The organism is Streptomyces sp. NPDC058291 (assembly GCF_042880855.1).
In the GTDB taxonomy this organism is placed as follows: domain Bacteria; phylum Actinomycetota; class Actinomycetes; order Streptomycetales; family Streptomycetaceae; genus Streptomyces.
On record NZ_JBHVYK010000146.1, the window covers coordinates 1 to 10,800 of the forward strand.

10 protein-coding genes, 1 tRNA gene and 1 pseudogene are annotated in these 10,800 nt (G+C 70.7%); 3 read left to right on the top strand and 9 right to left on the bottom strand.

Going from position 1 to position 10,800, the window contains the following annotated elements; genetic code table 11:
- The 7 genes from ACFVYK_RS37020 to ACFVYK_RS37050 all read right to left on the bottom strand — a co-directional run.
- Window positions 1-492, bottom strand: a 492-nt coding sequence (locus ACFVYK_RS37020) for a hypothetical protein (protein ID WP_389781132.1), incomplete at its 3' end; no start/stop codon positions are given.
- Between the two features lie 157 nt (window positions 493-649).
- The gene (gene pth / locus ACFVYK_RS37025) at window positions 650-1,246 is read right to left on the bottom strand and encodes an aminoacyl-tRNA hydrolase (protein ID WP_389781133.1); all 597 of its coding nucleotides are present in this window, start codon (window positions 1,244-1,246) and stop codon (window positions 650-652) included.
- Window positions 1,247-1,400: 154 nt separating this feature from the next.
- Complete coding sequence (locus ACFVYK_RS37030; protein WP_389781134.1) at window positions 1,401-1,988, bottom strand: 50S ribosomal protein L25/general stress protein Ctc; 588 nt, start codon at window positions 1,986-1,988, stop codon at window positions 1,401-1,403.
- Window positions 1,989-2,188: 200 nt separating this feature from the next.
- On the bottom strand, window positions 2,189-3,163 hold the full coding sequence (locus tag ACFVYK_RS37035) for a ribose-phosphate diphosphokinase (RefSeq protein WP_329410776.1): 975 nt from the start codon (window positions 3,161-3,163) through the stop codon (window positions 2,189-2,191).
- 134 nt (window positions 3,164-3,297) lie between these two features.
- Window positions 3,298-4,746 carry a bifunctional UDP-N-acetylglucosamine diphosphorylase/glucosamine-1-phosphate N-acetyltransferase GlmU gene (gene glmU / locus ACFVYK_RS37040; protein ID WP_389781135.1) on the bottom strand — a complete coding sequence of 483 codons (1,449 nt, stop codon included), beginning with the start codon at window positions 4,744-4,746 and terminating at the stop codon, window positions 3,298-3,300.
- A gap of 128 nt (window positions 4,747-4,874) precedes the next feature.
- Window positions 4,875-4,945: transfer RNA gene (locus ACFVYK_RS37045), tRNA-Gln, on the bottom strand.
- A gap of 11 nt (window positions 4,946-4,956) precedes the next feature.
- On the bottom strand, window positions 4,957-5,829 hold the full coding sequence (locus ACFVYK_RS37050) for a hypothetical protein (RefSeq protein ID WP_389781136.1): 873 nt from the start codon (window positions 5,827-5,829) through the stop codon (window positions 4,957-4,959).
- Window positions 5,830-5,995: 166 nt separating this feature from the next.
- On the opposite strand from ACFVYK_RS37050, the gene ACFVYK_RS37055 reads away from it, so the two are divergent.
- The gene (locus ACFVYK_RS37055) at window positions 5,996-7,273 is read left to right on the top strand and encodes a sensor histidine kinase (protein ID WP_389781137.1); all 1,278 of its coding nucleotides are present in this window, start codon (window positions 5,996-5,998) and stop codon (window positions 7,271-7,273) included.
- A gap of 24 nt (window positions 7,274-7,297) precedes the next feature.
- Here ACFVYK_RS37055 and ACFVYK_RS37060 read toward each other — a convergent pair whose 3' ends face one another.
- Complete coding sequence (locus tag ACFVYK_RS37060; protein ID WP_389781138.1) at window positions 7,298-7,792, bottom strand: SUKH-3 domain-containing protein; 495 nt, start codon at window positions 7,790-7,792, stop codon at window positions 7,298-7,300.
- A 68-nt stretch (window positions 7,793-7,860) separates the two neighbouring features.
- A complete protein-coding gene (locus ACFVYK_RS37065) occupies window positions 7,861-8,442 on the bottom strand; it encodes a YwqJ-related putative deaminase (RefSeq protein WP_389781139.1) in 582 nt (193 codons plus the stop codon).
- A gap of 307 nt (window positions 8,443-8,749) precedes the next feature.
- Here ACFVYK_RS37065 and ACFVYK_RS37070 point away from each other — a divergent pair, with 307 nt between their 5' ends.
- Complete coding sequence (locus ACFVYK_RS37070) at window positions 8,750-9,754, top strand: SMI1/KNR4 family protein (RefSeq protein ID WP_389781140.1); 1,005 nt, start codon at window positions 8,750-8,752, stop codon at window positions 9,752-9,754.
- An 8-nt stretch (window positions 9,755-9,762) separates the two neighbouring features.
- Window positions 9,763-10,800: pseudogene (locus ACFVYK_RS37075) on the top strand (hypothetical protein); the annotation flags it as partial.

The following is a 10,800-nucleotide window of genomic DNA, read 5'->3' on the forward strand; positions in this document are numbered from 1 at the left end:
CGCCAGCACCCACCCCGCCCGCACCCGGCCCAAACCGCCCGCCACCACCACCGACGCCAGCAACAACGCACCCCCCAACGGCACCCACGCGAACAGCACCCCCGCAGGACCCGACCGCACCGCCTCGTCCGATCCCGGCTTGAGCACCACCGAATAACTCCCCCCCTCGCGCACCGCCACCGAGTCCTCGATCATCACCCGCGCACGCGCCGTCGACCCCGCCGACACCGGCGCGTACGGCCCCGCACACCACCCACCGTCACACCGCCCCACCACCACCGTGCCCTGCTCCCGGCCCTTCGTCAGCATCACGTGCTGCGCCACACCCCAGGAACCCCACACCCCCGCGAGCAGGATCAGCGCCGCCACCCCGCCCATCACCGCGAACCGCCCCCACCGCAACGCCACCGCCGACGCCCCGGCCGGCCCCCTCCACGAGGAACCCCGACGACGATGGGACCGGACGGCTACGGCATGCATGGCCGGGATCATTGGCCATGCCCGGACGAAACGTCAACCTCCCGAGCGACGGACCGGGAGTCGCCCCAGCGAAAGACCGGGAGCCACCCGGGTGACGGACCGGGAGTCGCCCCAGCGAAAGACCGGGAGCCACCCCGGGTGACAGACCGGAAGTCGCCCGGGCGGAACGTCAGGAGTTGTACGTGCTCTGCGCCCGCTCCAGTCCCTCCAGCACCAACGCCTCCACCGCGTCCGCCGCCCGGTCCACGAAGTAGTCCAGCTCCTTGCGCTCCGCCGACGCGAAGTCCTTCAGCACGAAGTCCGCCACCTGCATCCGCCCCGGCGGCCGTCCGATCCCGAACCGCACCCGGTGGTAGTCCGCGCCCATCGCCTTCGTCATCGACTTCAGACCGTTGTGCCCGTTGTCCCCGCCGCCCAGCTTCAGCCGCAGCACCCCGTAGTCGACGTCCAGCTCGTCGTGCACCGCCACCACGTTCCCCAACGGGACCTTGTAGAAGTCCCGCAACGCGTTCACCGGACCGCCCGACAGGTTCATGAACGACATCGGCTTCGCCAGCACCACCCGACGCCCGCCCGTCCCCGGCGGACCCACCCGCCCCTCCACCACCTGCGCCTGGGCCTTCCCCGCCCGCTTGAACCTGCCGCCCATCCGCCCGGCCAGCAGATCGGCCACCATGAAACCGACGTTGTGCCGGTTCATCGCGTACTCCGGACCCGGATTCCCCAGGCCCACGATCAGCCAGGGCGCGCCGGCATCGGTCGTCACGTCATGTCTCCTCGACTGTGCAGCGGCTGACGAGTAGCAGCCAGGGGCGGGCGAGCGGGGCTGTGCGCAGCGGCCACCAGGCGCCGCGCACCGCGGCCACACGCAGGCCGCCGCTCCCCGGGGGAAGCGGCGGCCGGCGGGATGACGACGAGGATCAGGCCTCGCTGGCGCCCTCGGCCTCGGCGTCGGCCGGAGCCTCCTCCGCCTGCGCGGACAGCACCTGCAGGACGACCGCGTCCTCGTCGATCGCCAGCGTGGTGCCCTTGGGCAGCGGGATGTCCTTCGCGAGGATGGAGGCGCCGGCCTCCAGGCCCTCGATGGAGACGGTGACCGACTCCGGGATGTGCGTGGCCTCGGCCTCGACCGTCAGCGTGCTGAGGACGTGCTCCAGCAGGTACGCGCCCGGGGCCAGGTCGCCCTCGGTGTGCACGTAGACCTCGACGTTGACCTTCTCGCCGCTGCGGACGAGCAGCAGGTCGACGTGGTCCAGGAAGCCCTTGATCGCGTCACGCTGCACGGCCTTCGGGATGGCCAGCTGGGTCTTGCCGTCGAGCTCCAGGCTCAGCAGGACGTTCGGCGTGCGCAGCGCGAGCTGGAGCTCGTGGCCCGGCAGCGTGATGTGCATCGGGTCGGCGCCGTGACCGTAGACCACGGCCGGAACCTTGCTGGCACGACGGATACGACGGGCGGCGCCCTTGCCGAACTCGGTACGGGTCTCGGCGGCGAGCTTGACCTCGGCCATGTTCACTCCTCGTAGAACTCGGGGGAAAGGTGGTCACCCGGCCAAACCATCGGCCTGCTACGAAGAGCGCGTCGATAACGGACCGCCGTACACACGTGTGACACACGCGTACGGCCTCCCTCGCCGAGCAACTGCAGCAGTCTACTCAGCCGGAAGGCCGTACAAGAAATCGATCTAGACGAGAGACGTCACCGCGACCGTCACTGCTCGTCGAACAGGCTCGTCACCGAACCGTCCTCGAACACCTCACGGACCGCGTTCGCGATCGTCGGCGCGATCGACAGCACCGTGATCTTGTCGACCTCCAGCTCACCCGGGGTCGGCAGCGTGTTCGTGAAGATGAACTCGCTCACCTTCGAGTTCTTCAACCGGTCGGCCGCCGGACCCGACAGCACACCGTGCGTCGCCGTCACGATGACGTCCTCGGCGCCGTGCGCGAACAACGCGTCCGCCGCCGCGCAGATCGTGCCACCCGTGTCGATCATGTCGTCCACGAGCACACAGACCCGGCCCTTGACCTCGCCCACGACCTCGTGGACCGTCACCTGGTTCGCCACGTCCTTGTCACGCCGCTTGTGCACGATCGCCAGCGGCGCGCCCAGCCGGTCGCACCAACGGTCCGCCACGCGCACCCGGCCCGCGTCCGGCGACACCACGGTCAGCTTGTCGCGGTCCACCTTGCTGCCCACGTAGTCCGCGAGCAGCGGCAGCGCGAACAGGTGGTCCACCGGGCCGTCGAAGAAACCCTGGATCTGATCCGTGTGCAGATCCACGGTCAGGATCCGGTGCGCACCGGCCGTCTTCATCAGGTCCGCGATCAGACGGGCCGAGATCGGCTCCCGCCCACGGTGCTTCTTGTCCTGGCGCGCATAACCGTAGAACGGCACGATCACGGTGATCGAACGGGCCGACGCGCGCTTCAACGCGTCGATCATGATCAACTGCTCCATGATCCACTTGTTGATCGGAGCCGTGTGGCTCTGGATCAGGAAGCAGTCCGCACCGCGCGCAGACTCCTGATACCGCACATAGATCTCACCATTGGCGAAATCGAAGGCCTTCGTCGGGACGACCCCGACACCCAGCTGGTGGGCGACCTCCTCGGCAAGCTCGGGGTGGGCGCGGCCGGAGAAGAACATCATCTTCTTCTCGCCGGTCGTCTTGATCCCGGTCACAGCACTGTCTCCTCAGAGGTGTCTCAGCTGGGTGTCGAGAGACCTCGCCACTGGGCGCGACGCGGCCGTCTCAGCTGGTGGGGTGCGGGTGTGCACCTATCACGGTACGCCGACTCCGACGCGCCTGTTTCCGGTCAGCTGCCGCCGTCCTCCTGGTGAGAGGCCGCCTCGGCCGCCTTCGCCGCCGCACTGCCCGGACGCTTACGAGCCACCCAACCCTCGATATTCCGCTGCTGGCCACGGGCCACGGCCAACGAACCGGGGGGCACGTCCTTCGTGATCACGGAGCCGGCGGCGGTGTACGCACCGTCCCCGACCGTGACAGGCGCCACAAACATGTTGTCCGAACCCGTCCGGCAATGCGACCCGACGGTGGTGTGATGCTTGTCCTGTCCGTCGTAGTTCACGAACACACTGGCAGCGCCGATGTTCGAGTACTCGCCGATCGTCGCGTCCCCCACATAGGACAGATGCGGGATCTTCGTCCCCTCGCCGATGGAGGCGTTCTTCGTCTCCACGTACGTGCCGATCTTGCCCTTCGCACCCAGACGCGTGCCCGGCCGCAGATACGCGAACGGCCCCACCGACGCGTTCGCACCGATCTGCGCGCCGTACGACACCGTGTTGTCCACCCGGGCCCCCGCACCGACCTCCGTGTCCGTCAGCCGGCAGTTCGGACCCACCTCCGCACCCGCCCCGAGATGCGTCGAGCCGTGCAACTGCGTACCCGGGTGCACGACGGCGTCCTGCTCGAACGTCACCGTCACGTCCACCCACGTGGACGCCGGATCCACCACCGTCACCCCGGCCAGCATCGCCGCCGTCAGCAACCGGTCGTTCAGGATCCGACGGGCCTCGCTCAGCTGTACCCGGTTGTTGATGCCCGCGATCTCACGGTGATCCCCCGCGACCGAGGCCCCGACACGGTGACCCGCCTCACGCAGGATCCCCAGGACGTCCGTCAGGTACTCCTCGCCCTGACTGTTGTCCGTCCGCACCTTCTTCAACGCGTCCGCCAGCAACGGCCCGTCGAACGCGAACACCCCGGAATTGATCTCCCGGATCGCCCGCACCGCGTCGTCCGCGTCCTTGTGCTCCACGATCCCCGTGACCGCGCCCGAGACCCCGTCCCGCACGATCCGCCCGTACCCCGTCGCGTCCGGCACCTCGGCCGTCAGCACCGTCACCGCGTTGCCGTCCGCCTGATGCGTCGCCGCGAGCCGCGCCAGCGTCGCACCGGTCAGCAGGGGAGTGTCGCCGCAGACGACCACCACCGTGCCGTCGACACTCCCGCCGAGCTGCTCCAGGCCCATCCGGACGGCGTGACCGGTGCCGTTCTGCTCCTCCTGCACGGCGGTGCGCACGGCGGCGTCGACCTCGGCGAGGTGCGCGGTGACCTTCTCGCGGGCGTGCCCGACGACCACGACCAGGTTCTCCGGGTCCAGCTCGCGGGCCGCGGCCAGCACATGACCCACGAGGCTGCGGCCGCTGATCTCGTGCAGGACCTTGGGTATGGCCGACTTCATACGGGTGCCCTCACCCGCTGCGAGTACGACGACGGCTGCCGGGCGAATGGCGCTCACGGAGTTGCCCTTCGGCTGTGGAGAGGTGGGGACATCCGAAGGATACCGGGGCGTTTCCGGGGGGACATGAGAGCGGGTCCCGACCCTTGCTGGGGCAGGACCCGAACTCCGCATTCGTGTGGTGTGGGCTCCCGGAGAAGGATTCGAACCCTCATTCAACGGACCAAAACCGTTTGTCCTGCCCTTAGACGATCCGGGATGGTTATCGCGCTATGTCCGATTTCGTTGATCGGCTCGGCGCGCGGACTCCACTATGCCGTACCAGGAGCCCTCGATGCGACGGTACAAGTCGGCGCCCTTCAGGACTTTGATGACCAAGCAGCCCCGGTAGGACTCGCCGGTGTTCTTCCGGACGGTCCTGGGGTTGTGCTTCTTGAGGGTCGTCTTGTTGAAGCGGGAGCGGTCTGCGCCGACGAGGTCGGCCCAGTAGCGTTCGGCGCCCGCCACGTCGGCGTTCTCGTGGATCATGACGGTGTACCGCAGGCGTTCGCGCTCGACGCCGAGGAGGTCCAGCCATGCGAGGTAGACCTCGATCATGCCGGGGTCGCTGTTGACGAAGGCGACGCTCTCGCGGCGTTCGTACGGCTTGTCCTTCGCGCCCTCGGCCCAGTAGAGGCCCACGCCCACCAGGAACAGCTCCCGCGGGGAGAGATCCCCCACCGCCTGGCCGGCGGCTTCCTTCGTCCGCCGTCGCTCCTCGTCCCGGACGCGCAGTTTCGCCTCCCAGCCACGCCGGGCGATCGCCGAGGCCTCCTGTGCCGTGCGCTTGCGCTCCGGCTTCGGCAGGTCCCGCACCCAGAGGGACACCGAACTCCTGGAGCAGTCCAGTTCCGCCTCGATCCGGTCGTACGTCCAGCCCTGGAGGCGCAGGTCGCGGGCCCTCGCCCGCAGGTCGTCCTTCGCCCTCGGACGCTTCGTCCACTCGGGCGGCGGCTCCCCCTTCACCAGGCGATGGAGGATGTCGTTGTTGAAGATCTTCAGCTCGTCGCGGATCTGCCGCAGGCTCAGCCCCGCCCGCCGCAACGCGACCGCCCGTTCCCGCAGTGCCTCGAAGTCCGTGTACTTGCCGTCGGTATGTGCCATATGCATACCGTCCGGGCGGAATGCTGGATTCCGGGGGCGAACGGGCGTGGTTCAGCAGTTCGAGGGATACCGGTGGGTTTCGATGTTGTTCGGTTACGGTGTGTGGTGTGGGGCGGTCGGAGAAACTCGCCGGAAAAGGCGCGGGCCACGCCCGTAGGGTGGAGTCATGACCACGACGGGGGAAGAGGACACGGTGGCCCGGGGAGGGCCGTGGTGGTGGAGTAGACGGCGTAGCGCGGCGTTCGACTGGAGCCTGGGGCTCGTGTCCGCCGTGGAGTGTGCGGTGGAGGGGGTTCCGTTCGCGGGGGACGCCGGGATTCCGGTGGCGGCGGGCGTGGTGTTCGGGGTGCTGGCCGGTTCGGTGCTGGTGGTGCGGCGGAGGTGGCCGATCGCGGTGGTGCTGGTCGCGATCGCGATCACGCCGGCGCAGATGGGTTTCCTGATGGGGATCGTGGGGTTGTACACGCTCGCCGCCTCGGAGTTGCCCCGGCGGATCATCGGTTCGCTGGCGGGCATGCAGTTGGTGGGGACGTTGATCGTGACGTTCGTGCAGGTGCGGCGGAGCATGGCGCGGGGTTCGTTGACGCTGGGGGACTGGTTCGTTCCGTTCGCGGCGATCACGACGTCGTTGGGGTTGACGGCGCCGCCATTGCTGCTGGGGATGTATGTGGGGGCGCGGCGGCGGTTGATGGAGAGTCTGCGGGAGCGTGCGGACAGTCTCGAGCGGGAGTTGCAGTTGCTCGCGGAGCGTGCGGAGGAGCGGGCCGAGTGGGCGCGGGGTGAGGAGCGGACGCGGATCGCGCGGGAGATGCACGACGTGGTGGCTCATCGGGTGAGTCTGATGGTGGTGCACGCGGCGGCGTTGCAGGCGGTGGCGCGGAAGGATCCGGAGAAGGCCGTGCGCAACGCGGTGTTGGTGGGGGACATGGGGCGGCAGGCGTTGACGGAGTTGCGGGAGATGTTGGGGGTGTTGCGCAGTGGGGGGTCGGGGGTGCGGGCCGCGTCGGTGCCGTCGGCGGCGGTGACGTTGGTGGCGGAGGAGGGGGAGGGGCCGTGTCTGGAGGAGTTGGAGGAGTTGGTGGGGCAGTCGGCGGCTGCGGGGATGGTGGTGGAGTTGTCGGTGGAGGGTGAGGCGCGTGCGTATGCGCCGGAGGTGGAGCAGACGGCGTTTCGGGTGGTGCAGGAGGCGTTGACGAACGTGCACAAGCATGCGGCGGGGGCGAAGACGCGGGTGCGGTTGGCGCATCGGGTGGCGGAGATCGCGATGCAGGTGGAGAACGGTGCGCCGCCCGAGGTGGGGTCGGCGTCGTCGGCGGGGTTGCCGTCGGGGGGGAACGGTCTGGTGGGGATGCGGGAGCGGGTGGTGGCGTTGGGCGGGGTGTTCGTGTCGGGGCCGACGGAGTCGGGGGGTTTTCGGGTGTCGGCGGTGATTCCGGCGTCGTAGGGCGCGTGGGGATCGGGGGCGGGGTCAGGGTGCGGTGAGGCGGGCGGGTTCGATGCCGGTGGTGAGGGTGCCGAGGGCGTGGTCGATGTCGGGGCCGAGGTACCAGTCGCCGGTGTGGTCGAGGGCGTAGACGCGGCCTTCGGCGTCGATGGCGAGGAGGGAGTGGGTGTCGGTCTCGGCGCCGAGGGGGGCGACGTCGGTGTCGAGGGCGCGGCCGAGGTCGGCGAGGGTGCGGGCGAGGTGGAGGCCGTGGAGGGGGTCGAGGTGGAGGGTGGTGGGGGCGATCTGGCGGCCGGGGCCGGTGGGGGTGACGGTGAGTCCGCCGAATTCGGCCCAGGCTTCGACGGCGGCGGGGAAGACGGCGTGCCGGTGGCCGGCGGGTGAGGTGTGTTCGCGGAGGGTGTCGGCCCAGATCTCGGCTTGTCTGATGTCCCAGCGTCCGGGTTGCCAGCCGGCGGCGCGCAGGGCGGCGTCGACGGGTACGGGGAAGCGTGTGGTGGAGGTGCGGTCGGGGTGCATCTGCCCTTCGTTCGTCGTGCTGGTGGTGCGTGGCCGGGTGTGGGGGGTGGCGGCCTGGGGTGTTCGGGTCAGTCGGCTGGGCCGGGGTCGACGATGCGGACTCCGAAGTGGGCGCTGAGGGCGGTGCAGGCGCGGCAGGGGGTGGCGAAGCCGCCGTGGAGGGGGTCGCCGTCCTCGCGGATGCGGCGGGTGGTGAGTTTGGCTTGTTTGAGTGTTCTGCGGGCTTCGCCGTTGGTCATGGGGCGGCGGGCGGCGCGTCTGCTGCGGGCGGCGTCGGCGGCGGTGATGTGGCGGGAGATGAGGAGTGTTTCGGCGCAGCGGCCGGTGAAGCGGTCGCGTTGGGCGCTGGGGAGGGTGTCGAGGAAGTCCTGGACGAGGGGGTGCAGGGGTGGGGGCCGGTCGCCGCGGGCGGCGGTGCCGGTGAGGGTGGCGCCGCGGACGGAGAGGGCGGCGGCGACGGTGGGGAGTATGCCGTCGCGGCGGTGGCGCAGGGTGGGGGTGTGGGGGTTTTCGGTGGTGGACCAGTGGACTCGGGGGTCGCCGGCGGCGGTGTGCGGTTCGCCGGTGGGGGCGGTGCGGTGGTCGCCCGTGGTGTGGTGGCGCAGGTCGTCGGACCTGCCGGTGGGTGACCCCGTCTGCGTCGCGTTCATGATCGTTTTCCCCTCCCGTGCATCCCCCGGAAGGTCACAGGGTGCCAAATGGCGTGGCGGGTGGGGAAGCTGGGGCGGTGCGACACGCCCGGGTTCGGGCTGGCTGTCACGGCGGGGTGACGGCTGGTCACGGAAGCGGAGGGCCGGTGACCGCTGTCGTCGTACCGCATAGGCTGTCGCCACCGTGAGCGCGCGGTTGACGCGCGTTGGCGATTGGTGAAGACAGTCGATACGGGGCGTGGCGGGCCGGTTCGCAAGCGGAACGGGTCGCTGCGGGCCGTACAGAGTGCCGCAGGGGGCAACCGCCATGACTACAGGTCGGCTCGGGCAGCAGGCCGCGCCGCCGAACGCGGCCTACGCCGGGCAGGTCGTGCATTTCCCGGATCCGGTCCGGGCGGCACGGCACCCGAGGGGTGTGCGGGTGGACGAGCGGGGCTACCCGGATTTCTCGCCGTATGCGCGCGCCGTCGCGGAGATCGCGGATCCGCCCGAGGGCTTCGGCGTGGACGAGTTGCGGTTGACGGACTACGTGTCGGCGAACGCGGCCTCGGCGGCTTCGGGCCATGAGTTGTGGGACACGGTGTCCGCGGTGGCGACTCCGCACGGCTGGACGTGGCATCACGTGGCGGGGTCGCGGCGGCTGGAGCTGGTGCCGGTCGAGGTGAAGGCGTTGCTCAGGCATCACGGCGGGGTGTCGACGGCGGTGGTGGATCAGGCGAAGCGCGGGACGCGTCCGTTGCAGGAGACGCGGCCGGCGCATGTCCGGCTGCCGAAGTCGGGTGTGGCGGTGACGGAACTGCAGGTGCAGGGGGTCGAGGAGGACCTCGGGTACCGGCTGCCGGGCGCGTACCGGTCGTTCCTGAAGGCGGCGGGCGGTTGTGCGCCGGTGGGCGCGGCGCTGGACGCGGAGCTGGGTCTGCTGGTTGACCAGCCGTTCTTCACGGTGCGGGACGAGGCCGCGGTCAACGACCTGGTGTATGTGAACAAGTGTCTGCGCGACCATCTGACGAAGGACTACCTGTGTGTCGCGTTCGTGCAGGGGGGGCTGCTGGCCGTGAAGGTGCGGGGCGAGCGGGCCGGTTCGGTGTGGTTCTGCGCGTACGACGACGTGCGGGACGTGGATCCGGGATGGTCGCCGGCGGAGCGCGTGGAACGGTTGCTGCTGCCGTGCGGTGAGGACTTCGACGTCTTCCTGTCGCGGTTGGCCGGTAGTCCGCCGGAGCTGGAGACGGTGGCGAATCTGATGGTGGACGGCGGGTTCGCGCGGGCGGTTCCGGTGTCGTCCGTGTCGTCCGCGGGTGCGGGGGAGTGAGCTGAACGATGGTGACGTTCGCGCAGGCGCAGGAGCGCGCCGAAGAGTGGATCAACGGGGATGTGCCGGCGTATCAGCACCGTGAGGTGCGGGTGCGGGAGTTCGGGCTCGGGTTCGTGGTGTGGGCCGAGGACCGGGCGGAGGGCCCGCGTTCGGACGGGGGCGCGCAGCGGCTGGTGATCGCCCGGGACAGCGGGGAGGCCACGTTGTGGCCGGCTGCGCCGGTGGGTGAGGTGATCCGCCGGTACGAGGAGGAGTACGGCCGTCCGGAGGGTCCTGCCGACGCGGTGCCGGCGCCCGCGGCGCGGGTGGACCTGAATCAGACGTCGTTCCTGCTGTCGCCGCCGGAGTGGCTGCAGGAGGCGGCGGACAAGCTGGGCATTCCGGATCGGCGGGAGGCCGGCCGGGGTGAGGCCGGGGACGCGGCGGAGCCGGCCGCTGCCGGCGCCGTGGGGAACGGGTCGGGGCCGGGGTCCGGTTCGGGCGTCGCGGCCGCCGGCGTTCCGGCGGGCGCGCCGGTCGGCGGCGACCCGTCGCTTCCCCGTACGCAGGGCGGGGCGCCCGGGAGCGGATTGCCCGAGACGCAGGGCGGGGCGCCCGCGGGTGCGGCCCCTGCGGCTCCCGCTTCCGTTCCTGGTCCCGCTTCCGCCCCGGTTCCTGCTCCCGCTCCTGTGGGGGCGACGCCGTGGGCGGGGACGGACACGAACGCCGACGCGGGTGACGACCGTTCCGTGCCGCTGCCCGCGACCGTGTTCGCGCCGCCGCTGAGCGGTTCGGACGACGAGGCGGCCCCGCCGTCGACGGCGTCGGACGCCAAGACGGCGCTGATGTCCGGCGGCAGCGGGCTTCCGCGCACCGCGGTCTCGCCCGCGCTCGACGCTTCGGACCCGGCCGGTCCGGGGACTCCGTCTGCGGGAGGGCCGCAGGGCTCGTCCGTGCCCGACGGGTCGTCCTACGGCCATCCGCAGGGCGCGGGGGCTCCCCAGCCTCCCGGCGCCGCCGCCGGGGGTTCGCCGGCGCGGCGGCTCGCGCCGAACGCCGGTGAC

What these genes read in the sequence shown, in the direction of transcription:
- ACFVYK_RS37030 (WP_389781134.1), bottom strand. Translation starts at nt 1,988, where the DNA reads ATGGCCGAGGTCAAGCTCGCCGCCGAGACCCGTACCGAGTTCGGCAAG.
- ACFVYK_RS37050 (WP_389781136.1), bottom strand. Translation starts at nt 5,829, where the DNA reads ATGGCACATACCGACGGCAAGTACACGGACTTCGAGGCACTGCGGGAA.
- ACFVYK_RS37055 (WP_389781137.1), top strand. Translation starts at nt 5,996, where the DNA reads ATGACCACGACGGGGGAAGAGGACACGGTGGCCCGGGGAGGGCCGTGG.
- ACFVYK_RS37060 (WP_389781138.1), bottom strand. Translation starts at nt 7,792, where the DNA reads ATGCACCCCGACCGCACCTCCACCACACGCTTCCCCGTACCCGTCGAC.
- ACFVYK_RS37065 (WP_389781139.1), bottom strand. Translation starts at nt 8,442, where the DNA reads ATGAACGCGACGCAGACGGGGTCACCCACCGGCAGGTCCGACGACCTG.
- ACFVYK_RS37070 (WP_389781140.1), top strand. Translation starts at nt 8,750, where the DNA reads ATGACTACAGGTCGGCTCGGGCAGCAGGCCGCGCCGCCGAACGCGGCC.